The organism is Thermoactinomyces sp. CICC 10735 (assembly GCF_016055175.1).
GTDB lineage: Bacteria > Bacillota > Bacilli > Thermoactinomycetales > Thermoactinomycetaceae > Thermoactinomyces > Thermoactinomyces vulgaris.
The window spans coordinates 544,328-570,130 of record NZ_JAECVT010000001.1 but is presented as its reverse complement, the minus strand read 5'-3'; the positions used below and the strand labels follow the sequence as shown (position 1 = coordinate 570,130).

Here is a 25,803-nt window from a genome sequence, read left to right as displayed (position 1 = left end):
TAGGGGTAATTGACTTGATGAAAAAAGAGGTGAATACTTTGGGTTTTGCTCAGTTTGAAACAGGCTCGATCGGGAATATCCGTGTCCATGTTTGTAACAGCGAAAAGTTTAAAACCACGACGCTGATGGCATTTATTCAACAGGAGTTGTCCCCGGAAACCGTAACCAAAACCGCATTGCTCCCTCAAGTGTTGCAGAGGGGGACACAGTCCCATCCGACCACCCTTTCCTTCCGTCAGAAATTGGATGAGTTGTATGGGGCCATTTTGTTCGGGGATGTATTCAAGCGGGGAGAACGGCATATCATGCAATTTGGCATGGAACTGGCCAATGAACAATATCTCAAGGAATCCCCTTCCCTGCTTGCGGAAGGAATCCGGTTTTTCAGCGAGGTGTTATTAAAACCGGCGCTGGAAAATCAAGCATTCAAGCCGTCCTATGTGGAAGCGGAAAAGAAAAATTTAAAACAGAAAATTGAAAGCTTAAAAGACGATAAAATCCGCTATGCTTCCCATCGCCTGATTGAGGCCATGTGTCAGGGAGAGCCGTATGCGTTGTTTAACCATGGACGTCTCGAAGACTTGCCAAACATTGACCCGCCATCGTTGTATACATATTATCAAGAGGTCTTGTCCGATTGCCCGGTGGATTTTTATTGCGTGGGCAATGTATCGGTGGACGAAGTGCTGAAATTGCTTGAAAAAGAATTTTCGTCCATTGCGGACAAAACGCGGAAAACGATACAGACAAAAACGGCTTCCCTTCCGGTGAAGGAAGAACGGATCGTGACCGAACGGATGAATGTCAAACAAGGGAAATTGAACATCGGTTGCCGGACCCAAACCACAATAAAAGATCCGGATTATCCGGCGCTCATGATGTATAACGGCATCCTGGGCGGCTTCCCGCATTCCAAGCTGTTCAGGAATGTGCGCGAAAAAGCGAGCCTCGCTTACTATTGTTCTTCCCGCTTGGAAAGTCATAAAGGCCTGTTGCTCATTCAATCCGGAATTGAAATCGCCAACTATGAGCAAGCGGTTCAAATCATCAAAGAGCAGTTGGAGGAAATCCGGCAAGGAAACATCAGCGATCAGGAACTGAAGCAGTCCAAGGCGACGTTGTCCAACCAGCTGCGCTCTCAAATGGACCGGTCTTATGAGATGATCCATTTCCATTACCAATCCGTTTTGAACGGAAAAGATTTGCCGCTGGAAAAATTATTGGAGCAAGTGAATGCGGTGCAAAAGGAAGACGTGCAAAAAATAGCGGAGAAAATCCGGTTGGATGTGATTTATTTCTTACGGGACCGGGGAGGGAATGAACATGCAAAAAGTGGAGTTTGATAAAATTCAAGAATCTCTGTTCTTTGAAGAGCTTCCCAACGGCTTGAGTGTTTATGTCCTGCCGAAAAAGAATTTCTTTAAAACGTATGCCACGTTTACAACCAAATACGGATCCATTGACAACACCTTCCGGGTAAAGGGGAAAGAAAAGCATGAGGTTCCCGACGGAATTGCGCATTTCTTGGAACACAAAATGTTTGAGCAGGCATCGGGGGAAGACGTGTTCCAGGAGTTTTCGCGGCAGGGGGCTTCGGCCAATGCGTTTACCAGCTTTACCCGGACGGCCTATTTGTTTTCCAGCACGGGCCAGGTGGAAAAAAACCTGACAACCTTGCTTGATTTTGTGCAATCGCCGTATTTCACGGAGCAAAATGTGGAGAAAGAAAAAGGGATCATCGGACAGGAAATCCGGATGTACGATGACAACCCGGACTGGCGTGCTTATTTTGGCTTGTTTGAAGCCATGTATCACCATCACCCCGTTAAGATTGACATCGCCGGAACCGTGGAGTCCATATCGAAGATTACCAAAGACTTGTTGTACACTTGCTATGAAACTTTTTACCATCCGAACAACATGGTCCTGTTCATTGTCGGGCCGGTGGATCCGGAAGCCATCATCCAATTGGTGAAAGAAAACCAAAAGAACAAGTCTTTCCCGGATCAGCCGGAGATTGAACGCTTTTTCCCGGATGAGCCAGAGGAGGTGGCCGAAGCCTTCAAGGAAATCGAGTTGAGTGTCGGGATTTCCAAATGCATGTTTGGATTTAAAGAAAAAGCGGACAAGGTGAACGTAAAGGGAAACGAGTTTCTCAAACAAGAAATGGCCACCCAGATCGCTTTGGAAGCATTGCTCGGCCCGGCTTCCAACTTGTATCAATCCCTGTATGACGACGGATTGATTGATGACGGGTTCGGGACGGATTATACCCTGGACAGGGGATTCGGGTTGTCCATCATCGGAGGGGATACGCCGGATCCCGATCAGTTGCTTGAGCGGATCAAAAAGGAATTGCCACCCTTGATTGAAAAGGGATTGGACCAGGAAACTTTTGAACGGATTCGCAAAAAGAAGATCGGTGCGAATTTGCGCTATTTGAATTCTCCGGAATGGATTGCCAACCAATTTACCGGTTACCGGTTTCATGATGCCGATTTATTTAATCTGGTTCCGTGTTTGGAGGCTTTGACGTTAGAAGAGGTGAACCGCCGCATGCAGGAACACATGCAGTGGGACCGGTTTGCCGTTTCCATCGTGCGGCCGTCCCAAGATTAAAGTTACAAATCATAACCGTGAAAGCGTCCTTTTTCAAAAGGGCGCTTTTGTTTGAAAGGATGGAAAACATGCAAGCGTTAAAAGGAAAAACCGCCTGGATCATTGGAGGCAGCGGGGGAATCGGGCGGGACATTTGCATCGAACTGGCCGGATTGGGTGCAAACATTGCCGCCGGTTATCATTCCCGGCGGGAGGAAGTGCAAAAAGTTGTCATGGAATGCAAAGAAAAAGGGGTTCCGGCTTTTGCCTTTCCGGTGGATTTAAGGACCCGTTCTTCTGTCGATGAGGCTTACCAGCAAATTTGCATGTATTTGTCTCCGCCGGATATCGTGATTCATGCGGCGGGTACGTCCAAATGGGGATTGATTCAGGATTTTTCGGATCATGACTATGAATTGCTGATGGATGTTCATGTGCGGGGTGCTTTTTATCTGGCACAAATCGCGCTTCCCCGCATGATCCGCAAAAAAGATGGACGGATTATTTTGGTCTCTTCCATATGGGGGCAGACCGGCGGTGCGGGGGAAGTGTTGTATTCCGCCGCCAAAGGAGCGCAAATCAGCATGGCCAAGGCCCTGGCGAAAGAAGTGGCGCCAAGCGGCATTACGGTGAATGCTATTGCGCCCGGAGCCATTGACACTCCTTTGTTGGATCGGCAATTGACCGGGGAAGAGAAGCATTCGTTGGCGGAGGACATTCCGGCCGGCCGTTTGGGAAGTCCGGAGGAAGTGGCATCGCTGGCCGCTTTTTTATGTCTTCCCCAATCTTCCTATATCACCGGGCAAGTCTTTGCTGTTAATGGCGGTTGGTATACATAAAATGAAATCATTCGATTCATATTAGAAGTAGATCCATGTATCAGATAAAAGGAGGAAAAAGAAATGTCTGTTTTAGACAATTTTCAGGACTGGAAAGAGTTTTTGCATAACCGTGTGGACCAAGCCCGCCAGCTGGGGATGAGTGACCAGGATATCAAAGAATTGGCCCATCAACTCGGGGATTATCTGGCCAAGGATGTGGATCCGCAAAACACCCAGGAACGTGTTTTAAAAGATCTTTGGAGTGTGGCGGATGAAAACGAGCAACAAACGATCGCCAATTTAATGTTCAAAATGGTGAACGATGGAAACAGATGAATGTTTGTTTTTATTTTAAAACACCCAAAAACGGGTGTTTTATTTTTTTGATAAATTCAATTCTCAATGTAATACTTTTTTGGCACTTTGCGGTTATGCTATACTAATTAACATATTAATCTTTTGAGTTTGGCGTTTGAAACGGGAGAGGGTGGGGTGCTTTCATGGATCACCAGGAATGGTATCTGGAATATCAGATTCATAAAAATCGCCCTGGTTTAATGGGGGATTTGGCATCCATATTGGGAATGCTTGGCATCAATATCGTCACGATTAACGGGGTGGAGAAAAACCGGCGGGGTTTACTGCTCCGTTCTGATGATAAAGAAAAGATTGAGGCGTTAAGGGGAATTTTGACAAGAGTTGATAACATCACCATTACGTCTTTGCGCCCTCCTCAACTGGTGGACCGGATGGCGGTCAGACACGGCCGTTACCTGGAACGGTGTGTGGCCGATGAAAGAACGTATCGATTCACAAGGGAAGAGCTGGGGCTTTTGGTGGATTTCATGGCACATCTTTTTAAAAAAGAAGGGGCTCAGTTAATCGGTATCCGGGGCATGCCCAGAGTCGGGAAAACGGAGTCCGTGGTGGCTGCCAGTGTTTGTGCCAATAAGCGCTGGACATTTGTTTCGTCCACATTGTTAAAACAGACGGTCCGCAGCCAATTGGCCCAGGATGAACTTTCAGGCCAAAACGTGTATATTATTGACGGGATCGTTTCCACGCTCCGCTCGACCGAACGCCATGACATGCTGGTTCGGGAAATTTTGCGTATGGACGCAACCAAAGTAATTGAACATCCGGATGTGTTTATCAGGGAAACAGAGTATACATTGGATGATTTTGATTATATCATTGAACTCCGGAATCATCCGGATGAAGTGATTTCGTATGATCGATTGGATGAATATCATGGATTTTAAACGTGGCAAAAGCTTTGCTGCAAGGGGAGGGATCAAAAATGTCGGGGATTGGAGACTATTTGAAACAGGTGCGGCAGCAACGGGGGTATTCTCTGGAAGAAGCAAACAGAATTACGAATATTCACATAAAATATTTGCATGCGCTTGAAAATGACCGTTTTGATCTGCTGCCAAGCCCTTTTTATGCCAAGGCTTTTTTGAGAACTTACGCGAAAAGCCTCGGCGTGGATACGAAACCATTGTTGGACCATTTTGACAAGTTGATGAAAATGCGTCCCAATCAGGAACAGTCCAAAGCCGTCACGCCCCCCAAACCGGCATCCCGGACAAAAATGTTGCCGAAATCAAGCGGGAATTTTCTTCCTCCGAAAGGACAAGCGCAAAGTCCGAGACCAAGCGGGGTGTTGAGCGGGAGTCCGTTCCGCCAGCCAAACAACCCGGAGCCTGAACCGGCCAAAAAATCTTTGTCTTCCGCGCCGAATCCCGGATTGAATTTTCGTCCCGCAAACCAGCAGAATCAGCTTCCGCCGGTTCCGGAAGTAACGAAATCCCCGGAACCACCGGTTGAGCCGCAACCAATGAAACACCCGGAACCGTCAACCCAAACACCCGTACCTCAAACGACGCTGTCTCTGCCTCCGCTTGAAGCCACGCAACAGCATCTGTTAACACCGCGCCGGGTTGCCATGGAATTGAAAAAACAACAAATGAAAGAGAAAAAAGAAAATGTCAAAAAGAAAAAACATACGATGATTGCCATGGTTGTCGGTGCTTTGTTATTGTTAAGCGGAGGAGTGTATGTTTATCTCCATGGTCATCAGACTTCCCAGCCCGAAAAACGCAATGCAGCGGAATATCCTGCCGGAAACGGGCAAATGGTGGATGTCAATGCCGCTTCGCAAAATTTGCCCACTTTGGAGGAAGGGGAAGAATCCTCGGATCCTTATGCCGGACAAGAGTATTTGATCAAAAATGTCGATAAATTAAATGTTGTGTTAAAAGGGAGAAGTGGGGAATCAACGGTTTTGTATGCCCCTACTCCGAAGGATCAGCCCAAAAAATTGACATTGCGTGTGGGGCAAGAAGTCACACTGGATACAGCCGGAAAAAACTATGTTTGGTTCCGATTGGGAACGCCATCTAATGTAGAAATCCTTGTGAATGATCAACAAATTAATACAGATGCGCAAGATGCTGAAAAAAGTTATGTGGTGAAAGTTCAGTAAGCCGTGAAGTTAGTTGGGGGAGGGTGCTTCGTTGTCCGTGGAAATCGGGAGGAGACTGAGAAGGGCGCGTGAGGCGTCGGGCTTGACTTTGGAAGAAGTGGAGAGACGGACCAGAATTTCCAAAAGGGATTTGTTGGCGATGGAACAGGGGCGGTTTCATTTTCACCCCAATCCCGCGTTTGTTCGTTCCTGTGTCCGGGCATATGCAACGGTTGTGGGAGAAAATCCGCAACCGATGTTAAATTTGTTGCAACAGGCACAAGAAAGGACGACGCGCAGGGAACCAACAGTCCGAAGAAATCTTCCGGACGGGCAGGGAAATGGTAGAGAGCTGTCCCGGTCCCGCCGCCGGTCAAACGGATACGGACGTTCTCAATCCCATAAGAAACCGGATTATCCTCAGCAGGATCATCCCCCTCAAAGGCAGGTTTACCGACGATCGGAGAGAGAGGGGATGGAGACGGAATCCGGGGAAGGTGTATACAGCCGCCGGAGCCGCCGGCAGGCTTCCAAAAAGAAAACGTCCGTTTTTGGTAAAATCTACTCGTATTTTTTATTATCGGGTGCAATTTTATTGGTGATTGCAACCATATGTTTTTTATGGTTCCGATGGAGCAATGCCTGATCGGAGAGGCGGTTTCCCGGTTTGGACAGGCCGGGGGACGCCGGTTTTTAAATATAAGAATATACTGAATTTTAACGAGGGGTTTTTCACCGGAAAAATTGACGGTTTTTAAAAAAAGTTTTAATTTCGGACGGCAACAAGAGGGACTGTAGAAGAAGGCGTTTTTGACACATTTCGGAGACCATGGTATGCTTGAAACAAATTGTTGTTTCTATACAGCGCCGTCAAGATCATTGTTTTTTTATATATATTTACAACAACTATATATTTACAACAACTCTCAGGCTCTTTTTTGTTTATGGGATGTTGTTTCAAAGAAAAAGAATAGATTTTGATTTCGGTAAAGAGTATGATAGAAGACGGTGTTTCAACTAACGATAAAAATGTTTACAACCAATCGAAAAGTGCTGGGAAAACAGCAAACACCATGAAAAAACCGATAATTTAACGGGTTGCTGAGCAGCATGTCTTTTGTTGTCAAAAGCGTATTGTTCAAACAGCCTTTCAGGAGGTGGCTGGGGTGTCTGTCGAAATTGGCTCATATCTTCGACAAGCCCGAGAAGCGATTGGAATGTCCCTCGAAGAACTGCAAGAAAAAACAAGGATCCAAAAATCATTTTTAATTGCGATCGAAAATGGTGAATTCGATAAATTGCCGAGCCCTTTTTATGTGCGGACATATCTGCGTTCTTATGCCAATTGTGTAAAAATCGAACCGCATCATATTTTGCGTCAATACCGAAAGATGGAACAAGCGGAGAGATTAACCGGGGTACATAAAGCGGTCAATCCGAATGATTTTAATCAAAATCAGCAGACGCAAAAGTTACCGCCGCTTGAAAAATACCAGCAAACGGGCAAAATGCCTGCCGTCAATCCAAGTCCATCGACGCAAAACACAATGCGCATGAGAACGTTGCCGATGAATAACCAGACCAAGGGACGGATCGATGCCCAAACGGCGCTGACGGCTTCCAAGACCATGCCCAACCGGGTGAGCGATCAGGTGAAAGCGCGCCGGGACATGGGTTATCAGCAAGCGGGCATTCTGAATAAGGATAAAGATCAGACGGCTCAGGGAAACGTTGGCGGAATCAATCCGAAAAAAGAATTGTATCCGACGGTTTCACGGAAAAACCAGCACGGACAAACCAGACCGAACCAAAGTTTGTTGCTTTCAAACACCGGGACGGTGCCGCGTGTGTCCGGGCCGTTGAACCGGGTTTCGGATCAGGCAACCCGAAATTCCGGACCGGTGCCCCGGGTTACGGGTGCGATGAAAAAGCTGGATTTAAACAATGTCCCGATTCCATCGGTTTTGCCGGACGACTTGGAAAACGGATCTCAGAAAAAAGAAGGGGAGCGTCAACTGTTGAGTCGCGTTGAACGCTTAAGTCGCAGTGCGTCCAAAAGCCGGAAATCTTTCAAAATATCCGGTTTGAAGCTTAAAAGCCCCATTGCGATGGCGGTTGCCGGTTTAATCTTGTGTGTCCCCCTGGGATGGGCGATTTTGTCGTTTACAGGGGATGATTCCCAACCGGATTCCAACCCGGCTTCACAAACCGCCAATGACCAAACGCTTGAGATTCCGCCTGAGAAAAAAGGAAAACTGCAATTGGCGCAGCAGGATGTGAATGTGGTGCACTATCGTCTCCAGGATACCGATCAAATCGTGGTGATGGTTCATGCTGCCGGTGGAAAATCGCGGGTTGAGCTCAGAACCGATCTTCCTTCCGAGGGCGGAAGTGATCATTTGATTAAAGATGTGACGTTGCCCAAGGACGAAAAATGGAGCTACAAATATACATATGAAGGCAATCGGGACTTTTATGTCGGATTGAGCGCTCCGGAAGATGCGATTGTTTACGTCAACGGACAAGTCGTGAAATCGGCACGGTATATTCACGTCCGCAGAGTCGATTGATTTTTTTTTTGGAAGCAAGTGCTTGCCCGGCACTTGCTTTTTTGACGTTCATATTCTTCTGGGCTATACTGTAAAAGTTAGAATTGAACAGAACAATCAACGGGAGGGACACGGCAGATGTCCAAGCCTTTTGAAGAATTAAAAAAGGCCAGGGAACAGAAGCAGCTGAGTTTGGAAGAAGCAGCGGAAAAAACCCGGATTGATGAAAAATATCTTGCAGCTTTGGAAAATGCTGAATTTTCCGGGCTTCCGGATCCTCTTTATGTGAGGGGTTTTATCCGCAGGTATTCGAAACTGTTGGGAATCGATGCAAAGCCGATGTTGGATGCATATAAAAAGTGGGAACAAGAAGAGCGTCCCGAAGAGTCCCGGCCGGTCACCACGCTTCCGTCCCGAAGCAGCCGGACACAAGAATCATCCGAACCGAAAAAGAAATGGATTGCCAAGTGGCCGAACGCTCTCTTGGTTTCTTCCATCGCCGTTTTATTGATCGCAGCCGGTGTGGTTACATGGCTGGTTCTGGATCAAGACTCATCCGACGCAGAAACGGTTCAGCTGGAGGAACCGCAAACGGAAACGGCGGATCCGGAGGCCAAACCGGAACCCAAAGAACGTCCGCAGGTGGAATTGATTCAACCGGCTGAAAAAGGAGAACAAGGCGATGTGTACGGTGTTTCAAAAGCCGAAAAAGTGACGGTGAAAGTGGTGGCGGACAAATCAACTGAAATCCAGATCCGTTCGGGGGGACCCACGGGGAAAGTGATTGCTTCCAAAGCATTGTCCCCGAACCAGGCGGAAGAATTTTCCGACCCGGAGTGGATTTCTTTGCGGGTCGATCATCCCCATTATGTTAAACTCTATGTCAACGGGGTTTATATTGACACCTCTTCACAGCAGCAAGTTTCATTGTACCAATTCAAAAAGAAAGAAAGCACGGATGATGAATAAAAGCGGTTCAGCAGAGAGGATCCCTCTTCCTCTCTGCTTTTTTTGACACGCGTCAGATGCTTGGTTTATACTTACGAAAGAATTAAACGAGGATATGGGTTTAATATTAAAGGATGGATGCGTTTATACTAGAAAAATAAAGTTGATTGACAAAAGACGAAAAACGGCTTTACAAGATGGTGCCAACCAGGGCATCTTCAAAAGCGACGGCATTCCCTTCTTGGAAAATGCGAAACGCCGGAAATGAATGGTGCGGTGTTTCCGCTGCTCCCGTGCGTGCGGGGCTTTGAAAATCCTCTTCCTAAATTCATGATGATTGTGTGAATGCGGATGAAATTTTTACATCAAAATGGTTATTGCCAGGGAGGTTGGATAGGATGAACCTGGCCAACAAGATTACATTGGCTCGTATTTTTTTAGTCCCCATTGTGATGATCTTTTTGTTGTTTCGCTTTGACATCGGAGAAATCCATGTGGGAGCGGCGAAGTTGACCGCGGGCGAATTGATCGCCACGTTTATTTTTATTTTGGCTGCCGTTACGGACGGGGTGGACGGATACATAGCAAGACGGAAAAAAATGGTGACCAATTTGGGGAAATTTCTTGATCCGTTGGCTGATAAACTGTTGGTGACAACAGCCTTGATCTCATTGGTGGAGTTGCAACGACTGGAGGCGTGGATGGCCATTGTGATCATCAGCCGGGAATTTGCCGTGACCGGCCTCCGGATGATTGCGGTCACCGAAGGCCATGTGATTGCAGCCAGTCCATTGGGAAAACTGAAGACCATCATACAAATTGTGGCGATTGTTTCATTGATGCTCAACAATGTTCCGTTCTCAACCATTTCATTTCCGTTTTCCATGATCGCCACCTGGCTGGCCGTGATCATCACGGTCATTTCCGGAGTGGATTACTTTTACAAAAACCGCAAGATCGTTTCATTGACCAATACACAGTAGTGTCGTCCGGGATTTGGCTAAAGAGAAAGGAAAGATAAAATGCAATCAGAAATCATTACGGTTGGTTCTGAGTTGTTGGCGGGAGAAACGGTGGATTTGCATTCTTCTTATTTGTCCCGGGAACTCCATTCATTGGGGATTGATGTTCAATTTCACACATCGGTCGGGGATGATGCACAAAAGCTGCATGACGTGATTTCACTCGCACGCACGCGATCGCAGTTGATTTTCCTCTGTGGCGGGCTGGGGCCCACCATGGATGACTTGACCAAAGAAACCGTTTCGGAAGTGACGGGGGTTCCGTTGGTTGAGGATCCGGAGGTGAAACGCCGTCTGGAGAAGTATTTTGAAGGACGGATGAAGGTGGTCCCCGCAAATAATTACAAGCAGACTTATGTTTTTTCCGGCGGTGTTGTTTTCCAAAACCATCATGGAACGGCTCCCGGTTTGGCTCTGCAGGTGGACGGGATCACTTATGTTCTGTTGCCGGGTCCTCCGGGGGAATTGGTGCCGATGTTTGAAGAGCAGGTGCGTCCTTTCCTCATGCGCGAAGTGATTCATGAGGGGCAGGTGATTCTTGCGGAATCCCTTTCTTTTTTTGGATTGGGCGAATCGCTTTTGGAGGAGAAGATTGCCGATTTGATCCGGCAACAGGATAATCCCGTTTTGGCCACCTATGCCAAAGAATCGGGGGTTGTTTTGAGAATCACGGCTTGGGCGCCGGGCGAAGCGGAGGCACGTCAGCTGATTGACCGGCAAAAAGCGAAAGTTTTAACCCGGATCGGGGAATATTGTTACAGCGAACAGGGTGAGACGCTGGAAGAAGTGGTGGTGGCCGGGTTGATTCGCCATCAGAAAACAGTGGCGGTGGCGGAAAGTTGCACCGGCGGAAAACTGGCTCATCTTTTGACTTCCGTGCCGGGAAGCAGCCGGGCGTTTAAAGGCGGATGGGTGACCTATACCAATGAAGTCAAAGAAAAAATCGCCTCGGTGCCGGCGGAATGTTTGAATCAATATGGTGCAATCAGTGCACAAACGGCAGAAATCATGGCCCAAAACACGTTGGAGCGTTTTGATTCGGATTTCGCACTCGGGGTCACAGGGGTCGCCGGGCCGGATCCGGCGGAAGCAAAACCGGTGGGAACGGTATATATCGGATTGGCCGAAAAAGGACAGCCGGTGCGGGTTTATCAGTTCGCTTTGAAAGGATCGCGCAGGCGTATACAGCTGTTGGCGGCGAATTATGCCTTATTTGTTCTTGAGCAATGTTTAAAGAAAGGTGAAACAACAAGATGAATCGTTTTGATCAGTTTCAATTAAGCAATGAAATATTAAACGGAATACACGATATCGGATTTGAAGAACCTTCTCCGATACAAGCGGAGTGTATTCCGGCCGTGCTCCGGGGGGAAGATGTGATCGGGCAGGCGCAGACCGGAACCGGAAAAACCGCGGCGTTCGGCATTCCCATTTTGGAGCGGGTGAATCCGAAACAGCCGCATGTCCAAAGCATCATTTTGGCCCCGACCCGTGAGTTGGCGATTCAAGTGTCGGAAGAATTGCGGAAAATCGGGCGCAAAAAACGGGTGAAAACATTGCCGGTGTATGGCGGGCAATCGATCGGGCGCCAAATCAAGGCGCTGCAACAAGGGGTTCATGTGGTGATCGGGACTCCCGGCCGGCTGTTGGACCATTTGAGACGCGGCACGATCGATCCTTCCCATGTTGAAACCGTGGTGTTGGATGAAGCGGATGAAATGCTGGACATGGGATTTATTGATGACATTGAGCAAGTGTTCCGCTTCATGCCGAAACATCATCAATTGTTGCTTTTTTCGGCCACCATGCCTTCGGCCATTCGCCAATTGGCGAAAAAGTACATGCGCAAGCCGAAGTATATCACCGTCAACCGGGGCGAAGTGACGGTGCCGGTGATCCGCCAGATTTATTATCGCGTGTTGGACAGTTACAAGGTGGATGCCCTGTGCCGGATTCTTGACAGTGAAGAAGTGGATTTGGCGATTATTTTTTGCCGTACGAAAAAAGGCGTGGATGAATTGACGGATTCCTTGCAGGGACGAGGCTATCTGGCCGGCGGACTGCACGGGGATCTGGCCCAGCAACAGCGGGATCGCGTGATGCAATCCTTCCGCAGCGGGGAAATTGAACTTTTGGTGGCAACCGATGTGGCCGCCCGCGGTATTGATGTGGGGAGCGTTTCCCATGTGATCAATTACGACATCCCTCAAGACGTGGAAAGTTACGTGCACCGGATTGGAAGAACGGGCAGAGCCGGACGCAAAGGGGTGGCTCTCACGCTGGTCACCCCCAGGGAAATGAAACAGCTTCGCACGATTGAACAGGAAACGGGCACCAAATTGAAGGCCCGGGAACTGCCCACGTTGGAGGAGGTCGCGGCGAAGCAGCAAGAAAGCTGGATAGCGCAGATTGAAAATACCATCCGTTCCGATGTGGACATGACATTGTTTGAGGAAATGACCGGGGAATTGTCGAAGAAATTTTCCATGGAAAAAGTGGTGGCGGCTTCGTTGTATCTCGCTTTTTCCGACCGGTTTGTCAAGAGCATTGACAACACTTACCATTTCGGGGAAACGGGGGCATCGCCAGGAATGGTCCGCTTTTTTATCAATGTGGGGCGAAATGCCAACCTGCATCCGCAGGAGTTGGCCAAAGCGATTTCGGAGAATGCGGGGATCAGCTTGAGGCAAGTGGGGAAAATCAACATCTACGACCGCTTTTCTTTTGTGGAGGTTCCGGAGGATGTTGCGCCTTTTGTTTATGAGGCGTTCCGGCAATCCAAAATCAACGGTTCCCGGGTCAATATGGAGCCGGCCCGTCCCCGCAACCGTTCATAAAGGGCAAAAAAACCAAAAGAGCTCTTACTTTGTGGATCAACCACAAAGTAAGAGCTCTTTTTTCAGTCGGGAATGCCCAAAGCGATTTTGGCATATCGGGACATCCGGCTTTTGTCCCACGGGGGGTTCCAAACGATTTCCACGTCCACTTTATTGACGCCTTCCACATTTTTCAACGCTTGTTCCACTTCCTGCTGGATGATGCCGGCCAAAGGGCAACCCATGGCTGTCAACGTCATGGTGACCTTGACATTTCCTTCATCATCGATATCTATGTCATAGACCAGCCCCAGATTGACAATGTCAATATTTAACTCCGGGTCATTGACTTGTTCCAGTTGTTCCATGATTTGTTCTTTCATCTGTTCCTTTTGCAATGCGCCTCACTCCTTTTTTGCTTCTACCTATAACGTAACACACTTTTTTTTGCATTACACGAGGATTTCCAAAAAAAGAGTCGAATAAATGTTCGTAAATGATCTTGGCAGATGAAGAAAAACACGATATGATGTTCATATGATTTAATGGGGAAAAAGAGGAGGAACGATACATGTCCGATCGACGACAAGCGTTGGAAATGGCATTGAGACAGATAGAAAAGCAGTTTGGCAAAGGCTCGATCATGAAAATGGGAGACCAGGCCACCCGCCAGGTGGAGACCATTTCAAGCGGCGCGCTGGCCCTTGACATTGCTTTGGGAGTGGGCGGATATCCCCGCGGAAGGATCATTGAAATTTACGGGCCGGAATCTTCCGGGAAAACCACGGTGGCTTTGCACGCCATTGCAGAGGTGCAAAAAAAAGGCGGACAAGCCGCGTTTATTGATGCAGAGCATGCACTTGACCCCGTATATGCCGAAAAACTGGGAGTGAACATTTCGGAGTTGTTGTTGTCACAGCCGGATACCGGGGAGCAAGCGTTGGAAATTGCCGAAGCCCTCGTTCGCAGCGGTGCCGTCGATATCATTGTGGTTGACTCGGTGGCGGCACTGGTGCCCAAAGCGGAAATTGAAGGGGAAATGGGAGACTCTCACGTCGGGTTGCAAGCCCGGTTGATGTCTCAGGCACTGCGCAAGCTTTCCGGAGCGATCAATAAATCCAAAACCATTGCCATCTTTATTAACCAAATCCGTGAAAAAGTGGGCGTCATGTTTGGAAACCCGGAAACGACACCGGGCGGACGCGCACTGAAATTCTACTCCAGTGTACGCCTGGAAGTCCGCCGCGCTGAAACCATCAAGCAAGGAAGCGACATGGTCGGAAACCGCACGAGAATCAAAGTGGTGAAAAACAAAGTGGCACCTCCTTTTAAACAGGCGGATGTCGACATCATGTTCGGAGAGGGCATCTCCAAAGAAGGAAGTGTCTTGGACATCGCTTCGGAACTGGACATTGTCAATAAGAGCGGGGCATGGTATTCCTTCGAAGGAGACCGCTTGGGGCAAGGACGCGAAAATGCCAAACAATTTTTGAAAGAGCATGCGGATGTCTGCCTCAATATCGAAAACCGGATCCGGTCCCATTACAACTTGCCCGTCATTCAGGCAAGTGAACCGGAAGAGGCAAAAGACACAAAAAAGAAGAAAAGTAAAGCGGACAAAACGGAAGAACTTGCTTGAAAACCGGTTCTGAAGAATGGATGAGGCAAGTGGGAGAGAGAAAAAAAATCACCCGGATTGAAAAGCCGTATCTTAACAAGCCGCGATATCATATCTATGTGGATGGAGAGTTTCTCCTCTCCATCCATGAAGATATTTTGGTGAAGTACCGGCTTCACAAAGGCATGGAGCTGGATGAAAGCGAAATTCATGAGTGGCTTGAGGCGGAAGAATACAACAAGGTGAAGCAAAAGGCTTTGCATTATTTATCTTACAAGCCCCGTACAACGCATGAAGTCAAAATGTATTTGGGCCGCAAAGGTTTTGAACGCGAAACCGTCGAACAAGTCATTTTGGAGTTGGAAAAAAGCGGATTTTTAAATGACTTGGAATTTGCCAAAGCCTGGGTGAATGAGCGGCAACATCATAAAGGATACGGAAAAAGGCGTTTGAAACAGGAGCTGTTGAACAAAGGAATGGACCCGGCGGTCGTTGATGAGGCATTGATTCATATCGGGGAGGAAGATGAGCGCCAGTTGGCAATATCCATTGCTGAAAGGCGCTATTTGCGTTTATGCCACGAGTCTTGGCCCCGGATCGAACGCCGCCTGGGCAATTACCTCGTCAGGCAGGGATTTTCCATGGGCGTGGTGTATGAGGTGTTGAATCTTTTCCGGGCCCGTCACGAAGAAGAGAAGGGGAATGGTCCATGAAAATATTGTATATGACCGATACACATATCCGTGGGACATCACCACGAAGCCGTACCGACGATTTCCAGCAGGCGATTCGCGAAAAGATTGAAGAAGTGATTGACATTGCCGAAAGAGAGCGGGTCGATCTGGTCTTGCACGGCGGGGATTTGTTTGACCGCCCCAATCTTTCCCCCGCCATTGTCCGGGAATTCGCCGGGCTGTTTCGCCGTTTTCCGGCCCCCATTTTCGCGGTTGCGGGGAATCATGATATTTACGGACATAATCCCGCAACGGTGGAGCGGACGATGCTGGGGTTGCTCGATGCCTTCGGTGCCATCCGGTTGGTGAACGAAGGGGAACGGATCAAATGGGAGAAAGACGGCATCACCGTTCAGATCAGCGCCCAACCTTTCCATTATGATTTGGACAAACGAAAGCGGCATCTCGATTATACAGTGCCAAATGAATGCGGAGCCGAATATTGCGTGCATATGGTTCACGGTATGTTGGTGGACAGGGCTCTTCCGGACAGCATCCCGCACACGGCGGTTCACGAAGTCTGGAGCGATTCCGTCGATGTTCTGTTGACTGGGCATTATCATGCAGGCTTTCCCGTACAGCACCGGAATGGAAAATATATTGTCAATCCCGGCGCGTTGGCCCGTATCAACAACCACCGGTCGGAAATCAAACGGATGCCCCAAGTCGCCCTTCTGGAATTGAACAAAGAGGGCATCGATGTCCGGCTGGTTCCGCTTCAATGCGCCAAGCGGGGGGAAGAAATTTTGGACCGGTCCTACATTGAAAAAGAAGAATTCCGCGAAAAACAGCTGGGCGAATTCATCCGTGAAGTCAAATCGGTGACCGATTTTCAATCCATCAACATCATGGATATCCTCTTTGAAATGTCCAAGTTGCATGACATCGGGGATGTTGTCACTTTGGAAGCCCAGCGGAGGATTGCGATTGAACAAGAAGCAGAAAGGGAGAGCAGCCATTGAATGGTTTTAAAAAGCTCGTGATTGAAAATTTCCAGTCCCATCAGTATACCGAAATTGATTTCACCGACGGGCTCAATGTGTTTGTGGGACCGTCTGACAGCGGGAAAAGCGCGATTTTGCGCGCATTGAAGTGGGTGTTGTTTAACACTCCGCGGGGAACGGATTTTATCCGGACCGGGGCCAAAGAGTGCCGCGTTCGTCTGGTGTTGACGGACGGGACGGCGATCGAGAGAATCCGCAGCCGTTCGGTCAACCGGTATGTGCTCAATACACCGGACGGAAAGGAACAAATCTTTGAAGGATTTGGAAACTCCGTGCCGGAGGAAATCTCCGACGTGCACCGGATCGTTCCGGTTGAGCTGGACCAAAAAGAGTTGCTGTTGAATTTCGGCACACAATTGGAGAGCCCTTTTTTGCTTTTTGAATCGAATCAAAACAAAGCGAAAACCATCGGCCGGATCAGCGGTGCCCATTTAATCGACAAAGCCTTGAAAAAAACGAGCACCGACCGGCTGGCTTTAAGTGGAACGATCCGCCAGCTGGAACAGGAAAAAGAGCGGTTGGATGAAAAATTAAAGCCGTATGAGAACCTGCAGCAGTTGGAAGCCGATTTTCAAGTGGCGGAACGGGCTTTTCTTGACGTGCAAGAAAAAAAGCGTCTGCAAGCGTCTTTGGAAGCAAAACTGGAAAGCTTGATCGAGATACGGCGGGGAAAAGAAGTGTGGCAGGAAAAAGTTGCGGCATTAAAACGGTTGCCGGATGCCGAACAGCAGCTGCTTCACTTGGAGTATCAAAAAGCGATGCTTTCCCGGTTGATTCGTTTAAACGAAAAGTGGATCCGGCTTCAACAGGAAAAAGAGCGCACGCTGGAAACGGTCAAGCAGGGTGAACACATTCCGGAAGCGGAAAGGCGGCTTGCCGGTTTGTCTAGGAGCCAAAAAAGGTTTGAGCAACTGCTCCGGCTCCAAAACAAGCGGAATCAGATCAAAGAGAAAAAAGCCGGGCTTAAAACCTTTGTGCTCAGGCTTAAAAACGTGCCGCAAGGCATGCGGGAGTTAGAGAAACTGGCCGAAAAGCACGAGCGTTTCAAAGTGCTCCAGCCTTTAAAACGACGGAAAGAAAAGAATGCAAGGGAACTTAAGTACTGGCGGCAGGTGCAAAAGCAAAACCAAGAAGCCTTAGAGGTGTTGGAAAAAGTGGTGCCGAACATAGAAGAGAAAGAAGCGCTGATGAAGAAACTGGACGATTTGCACCGAAGCCGGCTGGATTGCCAAAAACGGATTGCCACCGGAAAAAAATACATCCAGGAAAAAGAACAGGAAATTTTGCGTTGCACCCGGGAATGGATCCGGCTGTTAAAAAAGATCGGAAAGTGTCCGACCTGCGGAACGCCCATCGGCCACTCTGTTTTGCAACATATCATGGAAGAGTATCAAGGAGGAATTTCTCGTGCAGCAGCTGGAAGAGAAGATTAAACAACTCAAAGCGCAACTGGAAGATGCCAAAAGCAAATTGACGGTTGCCAAAGCCCGTCTGGAAGATTTGGAAAAGCAGGAAGAGGAGATTGTCAAAGAAGCCAGGGAGCTGGGAGTGGAACCGGAAGATTTGCCCGGGGAGATTGAGCGGCTGGAAAAAGAGATTGAGGAAGGCATTGAAAAGGCATGGAGCTATTTGCCCAAGGAGTTGAGAAAATGAGATGAAAGACACATCACTTGAGGAATTGCAACAGGCTTTGAAAGAAGCAAGAGATGAACTGTTGCGCCGAAAAGCGGAAAAAGAGCTGCATTTGCGTCAGTTGAATGAGACGGAAACCCGGTTGAAAGAAAGCGTGGAGCACCGTGATCTGTTGGACCGGGTGCGTCTTTTGTTCCAACTGTCATCAGACTATGCCCGCCAACAGGCAAAGCAACAATTGGAAACGCTGGTGACCAATGCCTTGAAGTATGTCTTCGGTTCGACGTTTCGTTTTCAAATTGAGCTCTCGGATCATGGCGGAAATCCGACGGCGGAATTTTATGTGGTTTCGAAGTGGGATGAACAGGAAGTGAAAAACCGTCCACAGGATGCCCGCGGCGGCGGTGTCGTCGACATTGTCTCATTGGCGCTCAGGATTGCGCTCATGGAAACGATCAAGCCCCGTGTCCAAGGGCCGATTATTTTGGATGAACCCGGAAAACATGTGAGTGAAGATTATATCGTCCCCATGATTGAATTTTTAAAATCGGTCGGGGAAACGTTCGGCCGGCAAATCATTCTTGTCACGCACAATACGCATCTGACGGAATCGGCCGATTCGGCCTATTACGTGCGGTTGTCATCCGGTAAGTCGGAAGTGGAGCGCAGCCGGAATCTTGACAACAATACTGTATAAATAATACAATTTAGTTGTATCTTTGCCTTTTTTAACGGTGGAAGATACCTTCTGACGAAGTAAGTTTGGAATAGAAACCTGAAGGAATTTGAAAATGTTTGCTGGTTTTCCAGCCTTGACCTGGTATAGCAAAAAATGAGTGAGGACGAGCGTGAGAAGACCGAGTTCATCGGTCTTATTTTGTAAACAGAAACAGAGGAGGTGAGCGGTGAATCCAATGGTGTTTAACGGATTGGACATCGTTCTGATGTTTGCCTCTCTCGGTGTCGGAATCGGTGCGGGTTATTGGATACGCAAAATGACGGCGGAAGCCCGGATCGGCAGTGCGGAGAAGGAAGCTGCCGAGATTCTGGAAAAGGCGAACAAAGAAGCCGAAGCCAACAAAAAAGAAAAAATCTTTGAAGCCAGGGATGAAATCCATCAATTGCGCACCGAAGCGGAAAAAGAGATTCGTGAGCAGAGGAATGAATTACAGCGGATTGAGCGTCGTCTTGACCAAAAAGAAGAAACACTGGAACGAAAACAATTAAATTTGGAATCGCGTGAGGAAGAACTGGCCAAACGCGAGAAATATATTGATGAACGTCAGCGGGAGATTGACCGGCTATACCAGGAACAGCTCAAAGAGATGGAACGGATTTCCGGACTTACCACGGAAGAAGCGCGTCAGTTGATTCTGGCTAAAGTCGAGAATGAGATGAAACACGAAACGGCTCAAATCATGAAAGAGATGGAACAACAGGCGATTGATGAAGGAGACCGGCGTGCACGGAAAATCTTGTCTTTAGCCATTCAACGTTGCGCGGCGGATCATGTTGCGGAAACGACCGTATCCGTAGTGAATTTACCCAATGATGAGATGAAAGGCCGCATTATCGGGCGTGAAGGCCGGAATATCCGGACGTTGGAAACGTTGACGGGAATTGACCTGATCATTGATGATACGCCGGAAGCCGTGATTTTGTCCGGATTTGACCCCATTCGCCGTGAAGTGGCGCGGGTGGCGTTGGAAAAACTGGTGGCTGACGGAAGGATTCACCCGGCCCGGATTGAAGAGATGGTGGAAAAATCCCGCCGGGATGTGGACGAACGGATTCGTGAATATGGAGAGCAGGCCACCTTTGAAACCGGCGTGCACGGATTGCATCCGGATCTGATTAAGATCATCGGCAGGTTAAAATTCCGTACCAGTTATGGGCAAAACGTTTTGAAGCACTCCATGGAGGTTGCGCATCTGGCTGGTTTGTTGGCCGCGGAATTGGGTGAAGACATTCATCTGGCGAAACGGGCCGGCTTGCTTCATGACATCGGAAAAGCCATTGACCACGAAATCGAGGGTTCCCATGTGGATATTGGCGTCGAATTGGCGAAAAAATATAAAGAACATCCCGTGGTGATCAACAGCATTGCTTCTCATCACGGAGACTGTGAAGCGACGAGTGTGATTGCTGTCTTGGTCAGAGCGGCGGATGCGCTTTCGGCGGCCAGACCCGGAGCCCGGCGGGAAACATTGGAGGCATATATCAAGCGCTTGGAGAAATTGGAAGAGATTTGCGATTCCTTCGACGGCGTGGAAAAATCATATGCAATTCAAGCAGGGCGTGAATGTCGGATCATCGTGAAGCCGGATGAAGTCGATGATGCGGAAGCCGTCCGTTTATCCCGAGAAATTACCAAACAGATCGAAAGTCAATTGGATTACCCCGGCCATATTAAGGTGACGGTGATTCGAGAGACAAGATCGGTCGAATATGCGAAATAAAGTGGCCTTGCGGCCGCTTTATTTTTTCAAGCATCTTAGCGGAGTTGGAGGCTATTTGTACTGATGAGAATTTTAATGATCGGTGATATTGTTGGACAAGTGGGGCGACAAGCGGTCGCCAATTATTTGCCTAAATTAAACCAAATGTACTCGCCCGATGTGATTGTGGCAAACGGGGAAAATGCCGCGGGCAACGGACGGGGAATTCAACGGGACATCCTGAGGGAACTGATGGATCTGGGAATCCATTGTGTCACATTGGGAAATCATGCTTGGGCGCAGTCCGAGGTGTTTGATTTTATCGATGAGGAGCCGTTTTTAATCCGTCCCGCCAATTATCCGCCGGGGACGCCCGGGAAAGGCCATGTTTTACTGACGGTAAAAGGCGTAAAAGTGGTTGTGGTCAATCTGATGGGGAGAGCGTATATGGGACCATTGGATTGTCCGTTCAGAAAAATGGATGAAATTTTGAGCCGGATTTCAGGAACCCCGTATATATTGGTCGATTTTCATGCGGAAACCACGTCGGAAAAACAAGCATTGGCATGTTACCTGGATGGGAAAGTTTCCGCGGTGATCGGGACGCACACGCATGTGCAAACGGCAGATGAACGAATTTTGCCAAAAGGAACGGGTTATTTGACGGATGTGGGGATGGTCGGCCCGTATGACAGCGTGATCGGGATGAAAAAAGAGGAAGTCGTGAAGCGGTTTATCACACAAATGCCTGTTCGCTTTTCTGTTGCAAAAGGAAGAGAACAATTTAATGCTGTATTGATCGATTTGGACAAACAAACCAAAAAAGCCACGAAATTAACGAGGATTCGTATTGATGCGGAGCATCCGCTTATCGGTTGAAATAGAATAAATTTATTTATGATTTTTTACTCCTATCTATGCAAATTGGAAGGAATTTTTACTTGCGAGTCGAATAGGATAGTAGTGGATTCACTCCAACCATCGAGGAGGTACCTACATGGAAGTATTAAAAGTTTCAGCAAAATCTAATCCGAATTCTGTTGCTGGTGCACTCGCCGGAGTCTTGCGTGAACGTGGTCAAGCAGAGATGCAAGCAATTGGCGCAGGGGCGCTGAATCAAGCTGTAAAAGCGGTTGCGATTGCACGAGGATTCGTGGCGCCTAGTGGGATTGATCTGATTTGTATTCCTGCTTTTACCGATATTATGATCGATGGTGAAGAACGGACCGCGATCAAACTGATTGTGGAACCTCGTTAGGGAAATTGGTCGATATATTCAAAAAAACCTGTTTATTTATATAGACAGGTTTTTTTAAATGGAAGGGTGAACAAGATGCAATGGATGGATGGGCATTGCGATGTGTTAAGCAAAATGTGGCGAAATTTGAAAGACCATTCTTTTTATGACCCCCGCTCCCGGTTGGACAGTTCTTATCACCATCTGAAAGAAGCCTTGGTGGCTTTGCAGGTTTTTGCGATATGGGTACCTGATTCGGTACCCAGAGAAAACCGGTTGTCAGTCGCATTGAAACAAGTGGATTTGTTTTACGAACAGATTATCAGGAAAGAAGAAGCGGTTCATTTTGTCGGTTCGAAACAAGCGTTAAAAAAATGTGCCCCGGATCGGATGGGGGCACTGTTGGCGATGGAAGGGGCCGACGCCTTGCATGGAGAACTTGCCTTCCTGCGGCTGTTTTTCCGCCTCGGTGTGCGCCAGTTGGGGTTGACTTGGAACCATGCCAATGAAGTGGCGGACGGCATTGAAGAGGAACGGAACGGAGGATTGACGAACTTCGGAAAAAAAGTGATCACCGAGATGGAAAGGCTGGGCATGATTTTGGATGTTTCCCATTTGTCGGTGCGAGGGTTTTGGGAAGTGATGGAGTCTGATTTGCCGGTGCTTGCTTCTCACTCCAATTGCCGGAAAATCGCCCCTCATCCGCGGAATCTGGAAGATGAACAAATCCAGGCGCTGATCCGAAAAGGCGGATTGATCGGGATCACCTTTGTTCCATCGTTTACATATCCTTGTGAAAAGGAAGCCACCATCGATCATCTTTTGTTACATATCGAACATGTATGCAGCCTGGGAGGCGAACGGAATCTTTGTTTTGGATCGGATTTTGACGGGATCCGTTTGAAAATTAAAAATTTACATAATTACAGGGATATATACTGGTTGAAAGAAGCGCTTTTGCGCCGTTACCCTGAGTCATTGGTGAGGAAATGGGCATGGGAAAATGCCTGTGCTTTTTACTTAAATCATTTACCGTCATAAAGCCGAAAAAAGTTTAGCAAAAATGATCTTTTTTTTACTTAGGTCTTTTTTTGCAACATTAAAAGAAAAATTGGAAAGATAGAGAACTTAAAACGGTTGCTTTTTATACCATACAGGTCTAGAATGATACATGAAAATGCTATCACTCAGCACAAAGTTGGCTTTATTCCTTTCTTTGTGAAGAGTTGATATCTTTCATAGTTATTTTAATATTGTGTAGTGTGTGGCAGTATTAAAGGAGATGAGTTCATTGGTTAAGCAGCTTTCGTGGAAAGTGGGCGGACAACAAGGGGAAGGTATTGACAGTGCAGGAGAGATTTTGTCAACAGCTTTAAATCGAAAAGGGTATTATTTATACGGGTACAGACATTTTTCTTCACGAATTAAAGGTGGTCACTCCAACACCAAGATTCGTATCAGCATAAACCCAATCCGCTCCATTTCCGACGAGCTGGATATACTTGTTGCATTTGACCAAGAATCCATTGACTTGAATGCTCATGAATTGGTTGTGGGCGGGGTCATCTTGGCCGATGCCAAGTTTAATCCAACCGTTCCGGAAGGAGTAAACGCAAACCTTCTTGCGATTCCGTTTACCAAGATTGCCGAAGAAATCGGAATGTCCCAAATGAAAAACATGGTGGCTGTCGGGGCCTCGGCTGCATTGTTGGGCATTCCGGCGGATGCTTTTAAAGAAGTGATTGAAGAAAGGTTCGCACGGAAAGGCCAAAAAGTGGTAGATAGGAATATGGAAGCGATTACAAGAGGGTTCGAGCATGCGGAAGGCGAACTTGGTGATGGAATAACAAGATTTCGCTTGGAACCTTCTGACGGGAAAAAGCGGTTATATATGATCGGAAATGACGCCATTGCACTGGGGGCGATTGCAGCGGGAGCCCGGTTGATGGCTGCATATCCGATTACCCCATCTTCAGAAATCATGGAGTATTTGATCAAAAAACTTCCGAAATTTGGTGGTTCGGTAGTTCAAACAGAAGACGAGCTTGCAGCGATCACCATGGTGATCGGGGCCAACTATGGTGGTGTTCGTGCTCTCACGGCTTCAGCAGGGCCTGGATTGTCACTGATGACCGAAGCGATTGGGCTGGCCGGGATGACCGAAACGCCGGCGGTGATCGTGAACACGCAGCGTGGCGGGCCCAGTACCGGTCTTCCGACCAAACAGGAACAAAGTGACTTATTGTCCATGCTGTTCAGCACCCACGGTGAAATCCCGAAAATTGTCATTGCTCCGAGCACAGCCGAAGAATGCTTCTACGATACCATTCAGGCGTTCAATCTGGCGGAACAGTATCAATGCCCGGTGATTATCCTGTCGGATTTGGCGATGTCGCTCGGGAAACAAACCGTTGAGCCGCTGGAATACGACCGGATTGAAATTAAACGCGGAAAGCTGGTTTCCTGGGATGAAGAGCTTCCGGAGTTGGAGCCTTCCCAATTATTTTTGCGTTATGAACTGACTGAGGATGGCATTTCCAGAAGGGTTCTTCCAGGACAGAAAAACGGGTTGCACCATGTGACCGGAGTGGAGCATGACGAAACCGGACGTCCGTCGGAAAAACCGTTAAACCGCAAAAAAATGATGGAAAAACGGCTCATGAAACTGAAAAACGGCATCGATTTTGACACCCCGGTTTACCTGGATGCTCCGCACGATGATGCCGATCTTTTGGTTATCGGATTCAACTCGACCCGCGGCACGATTTCCGAAGCGAAAGAGCGCGCAGAAGCAGAAGGCTTGAAAATCAACCATGCACACATTCGCCAATTGTTGCCGTTCCCGACGGAAATCATCCGGGAGCAAATGAACAGAGCGAAAAAAGTATTGGTTGTTGAAAACAACGCTACAGGACAATTAACCAATGTCATCAAAATGTATGTAGGAATGGCTGAAAAACTGGTTCACTTTGGAAAATATGACGGAAACCCATTCCTACCTTCTGAAATTTATCATCAATGTAAGGAGCTGTTGGTCCATGGCCACGTTTAAAGATTTTCGCAATAAAGTAAAACCCAACTGGTGTCCCGGTTGCGGTGACTTTTCCGTGTTGGCCGCCATGCAGCGCGCTTTCGCCAATACCGGTTTGGAGCCGCATGAAGTAGCCGTTGTTTCAGGGATTGGTTGTTCCGGACGGATCTCCGGATATATTAATGCGTATGGATTTCACGGTGTCCATGGCCGAGCGCTGCCGATTGCACAAGGGTTGAAACTGGCTAACCGCGATTTAACGGTGGTTGCAGCCGGCGGGGATGGAGACGGATTCGCCATCGGGATGTCGCACACCATCCATGCCATTCGCCGGAATGTGGATATCACCTATATTGTCATGGATAACCAGGTATACGGATTAACCAAAGGCCAAACTTCTCCACGAAGCGAAAAAGGATTTAAAACCAAAAGCACGCCGCAAGGTGCCATTGAAGCACCCATTCATCCAATGGAAATGGCGCTGACAGCAGGAGCCGGTTTTGTGGCTCAATCAGTTTCCAGTGACCTGAAACAATTAACCCGTGTGATCGAAGAAGGGATCAAGCATAAAGGATTTTCCTTTATCAATGTTTACAGCCCTTGTGTAACGTACAACAAAATCAACACGTATGACTTTTTCAAACAAAATCTGGTCAGCTTGGATGATGATCCGGATTATGATTCATCCGACCGACAAATGGCCATGCAAAAACTGATGGAACATCAAGGATTGGTCACAGGAATCATCTACCAAAACAAAGAGCAACCCTCCTATGAATCCGTGATCAGAGGCTTTAAAGAAGAGCCGTTGGCAAAACAAGAGCTGAAAATTTCCGAACAAGACTTCGAAGAATTGGTTGCCGAATTTGCATAAAGTAAAAAAGCTGT

General features: G+C 48.0%; 25 protein-coding genes. 24 read left to right on the top strand and 1 reads right to left on the bottom strand.

All coding sequences use genetic code 11. The features are described from left to right. The first annotated feature begins 17 nt into the window (after nt 1-17). The 12 genes from yfmF to I8U23_RS02875 all read left to right on the top strand — a co-directional run bounded on the left by yfmF (nt 18) and on the right by I8U23_RS02875 (nt 13,242). On the top strand, nt 18-1,343 hold the full coding sequence (yfmF, locus tag I8U23_RS02930; RefSeq protein WP_049720200.1) for an EF-P 5-aminopentanol modification-associated protein YfmF: 1,326 nt from the start codon (nt 18-20) through the stop codon (nt 1,341-1,343). Beyond that, nucleotides 1,324-2,619: an EF-P 5-aminopentanol modification-associated protein YfmH gene (gene yfmH, locus I8U23_RS02925; RefSeq protein WP_198050713.1), complete on the top strand. Its 1,296-nt coding sequence runs from the start codon at nt 1,324-1,326 to the stop codon at nt 2,617-2,619. The genes yfmF and yfmH overlap by 20 nt, the downstream gene beginning before the upstream one ends. 68 nt (nt 2,620-2,687) lie before the next feature. Then, entirely contained in the window at nt 2,688-3,437 is a 750-nt protein-coding gene (gene ymfI, locus I8U23_RS02920; RefSeq protein WP_198050712.1) for an elongation factor P 5-aminopentanone reductase, read from the top strand. 63 nt (nt 3,438-3,500) lie between these two features. Beyond that, nucleotides 3,501-3,755 (top strand): DUF3243 domain-containing protein, encoded by a 255-nt coding sequence (locus I8U23_RS02915; RefSeq protein ID WP_037996476.1) that lies wholly within the window; start codon nt 3,501-3,503, stop codon nt 3,753-3,755. Nucleotides 3,756-3,919: 164 nt separating this feature from the next. Then, a complete protein-coding gene (locus I8U23_RS02910) occupies nt 3,920-4,681 on the top strand; it encodes a DUF3388 domain-containing protein (RefSeq protein WP_198050711.1) in 762 nt (253 codons plus the stop codon). A 38-nt stretch (nt 4,682-4,719) separates the two neighbouring features. Then, nucleotides 4,720-5,907, top strand: a complete 1,188-nt coding sequence (locus tag I8U23_RS02905) for a helix-turn-helix domain-containing protein (RefSeq protein WP_049720197.1) — start codon at nt 4,720-4,722, stop codon at nt 5,905-5,907. A 37-nt stretch (nt 5,908-5,944) separates the two neighbouring features. After that, nucleotides 5,945-6,532 (top strand): helix-turn-helix domain-containing protein, encoded by a 588-nt coding sequence (locus I8U23_RS02900; RefSeq protein ID WP_231855202.1) that lies wholly within the window; start codon nt 5,945-5,947, stop codon nt 6,530-6,532. 520 nt (nt 6,533-7,052) lie between these two features. Then, nucleotides 7,053-8,456, top strand: a complete 1,404-nt coding sequence (locus I8U23_RS02895) for a helix-turn-helix domain-containing protein (RefSeq protein WP_198050710.1) — start codon at nt 7,053-7,055, stop codon at nt 8,454-8,456. Between the two features lie 117 nt (nt 8,457-8,573). Then, complete coding sequence (locus I8U23_RS02890; RefSeq protein ID WP_037996899.1) at nt 8,574-9,404, top strand: helix-turn-helix domain-containing protein; 831 nt, start codon at nt 8,574-8,576, stop codon at nt 9,402-9,404. A gap of 377 nt (nt 9,405-9,781) precedes the next feature. Continuing rightward, on the top strand, nt 9,782-10,366 hold the full coding sequence (gene pgsA, locus I8U23_RS02885; protein WP_037996897.1) for a CDP-diacylglycerol--glycerol-3-phosphate 3-phosphatidyltransferase: 585 nt from the start codon (nt 9,782-9,784) through the stop codon (nt 10,364-10,366). A gap of 39 nt (nt 10,367-10,405) precedes the next feature. Continuing rightward, entirely contained in the window at nt 10,406-11,662 is a 1,257-nt protein-coding gene (locus I8U23_RS02880) for a competence/damage-inducible protein A (RefSeq protein ID WP_198050709.1), read from the top strand. Further along, nucleotides 11,659-13,242, top strand: a complete 1,584-nt coding sequence (locus I8U23_RS02875; protein WP_037996894.1) for a DEAD/DEAH box helicase — start codon at nt 11,659-11,661, stop codon at nt 13,240-13,242. Before I8U23_RS02880 ends, I8U23_RS02875 begins: the two co-directional genes overlap by 4 nt. A gap of 62 nt (nt 13,243-13,304) precedes the next feature. On the opposite strand, the gene I8U23_RS02870 is transcribed toward I8U23_RS02875, so the two are convergent. Then, the gene (locus I8U23_RS02870; protein ID WP_037996939.1) at nt 13,305-13,604 is read right to left on the bottom strand and encodes a metal-sulfur cluster assembly factor; all 300 of its coding nucleotides are present in this window, start codon (nt 13,602-13,604) and stop codon (nt 13,305-13,307) included. Nucleotides 13,605-13,792: 188 nt separating this feature from the next. On the opposite strand from I8U23_RS02870, the gene recA reads away from it, so the two are divergent. The 12 genes from recA to I8U23_RS02810 all read left to right on the top strand — a co-directional run bounded on the left by recA (nt 13,793) and on the right by I8U23_RS02810 (nt 25,789). After that, nucleotides 13,793-14,860, top strand: a complete 1,068-nt coding sequence (gene recA / locus I8U23_RS02865) for a recombinase RecA (RefSeq protein WP_037996892.1) — start codon at nt 13,793-13,795, stop codon at nt 14,858-14,860. Further along, nucleotides 14,857-15,552 (top strand): RecX family transcriptional regulator, encoded by a 696-nt coding sequence (locus I8U23_RS02860; protein WP_037996890.1) that lies wholly within the window; start codon nt 14,857-14,859, stop codon nt 15,550-15,552. Before recA ends, I8U23_RS02860 begins: the two co-directional genes overlap by 4 nt. Continuing rightward, nucleotides 15,549-16,535, top strand: coding sequence for a metallophosphoesterase family protein (locus I8U23_RS02855; RefSeq protein ID WP_037996886.1), 987 nt, complete (start codon nt 15,549-15,551; stop codon nt 16,533-16,535). Before I8U23_RS02860 ends, I8U23_RS02855 begins: the two co-directional genes overlap by 4 nt. After that, a complete protein-coding gene (locus tag I8U23_RS02850; protein WP_198050708.1) occupies nt 16,532-18,010 on the top strand; it encodes an AAA family ATPase in 1,479 nt (492 codons plus the stop codon). Before I8U23_RS02855 ends, I8U23_RS02850 begins: the two co-directional genes overlap by 4 nt. Further along, nucleotides 17,985-18,230, top strand: coding sequence for a hypothetical protein (locus I8U23_RS02845; protein WP_049720194.1), 246 nt, complete (start codon nt 17,985-17,987; stop codon nt 18,228-18,230). Before I8U23_RS02850 ends, I8U23_RS02845 begins: the two co-directional genes overlap by 26 nt. Before the next feature lies 1 nt (nt 18,231). After that, on the top strand, nt 18,232-18,906 hold the full coding sequence (locus I8U23_RS02840; RefSeq protein WP_037996881.1) for an ATPase: 675 nt from the start codon (nt 18,232-18,234) through the stop codon (nt 18,904-18,906). 217 nt (nt 18,907-19,123) lie between these two features. Further along, entirely contained in the window at nt 19,124-20,668 is a 1,545-nt protein-coding gene (rny, locus tag I8U23_RS02835; protein WP_037996936.1) for a ribonuclease Y, read from the top strand. 63 nt (nt 20,669-20,731) lie between these two features. Then, complete coding sequence (locus I8U23_RS02830; protein ID WP_037996880.1) at nt 20,732-21,526, top strand: TIGR00282 family metallophosphoesterase; 795 nt, start codon at nt 20,732-20,734, stop codon at nt 21,524-21,526. Between the two features lie 118 nt (nt 21,527-21,644). Continuing rightward, nucleotides 21,645-21,905, top strand: a complete 261-nt coding sequence (locus tag I8U23_RS02825; RefSeq protein WP_037996879.1) for a stage V sporulation protein S — start codon at nt 21,645-21,647, stop codon at nt 21,903-21,905. 75 nt (nt 21,906-21,980) lie between these two features. Continuing rightward, entirely contained in the window at nt 21,981-22,925 is a 945-nt protein-coding gene (locus I8U23_RS02820) for a dipeptidase (protein WP_037996878.1), read from the top strand. 250 nt (nt 22,926-23,175) lie between these two features. Beyond that, nucleotides 23,176-24,936 (top strand): 2-oxoacid:acceptor oxidoreductase subunit alpha, encoded by a 1,761-nt coding sequence (locus tag I8U23_RS02815; protein ID WP_037996875.1) that lies wholly within the window; start codon nt 23,176-23,178, stop codon nt 24,934-24,936. Next, nucleotides 24,923-25,789, top strand: a complete 867-nt coding sequence (locus tag I8U23_RS02810) for a 2-oxoacid:ferredoxin oxidoreductase subunit beta (protein ID WP_037996873.1) — start codon at nt 24,923-24,925, stop codon at nt 25,787-25,789. The genes I8U23_RS02815 and I8U23_RS02810 overlap by 14 nt, the downstream gene beginning before the upstream one ends. Nucleotides 25,790-25,803: the final 14 nt, after the last annotated feature.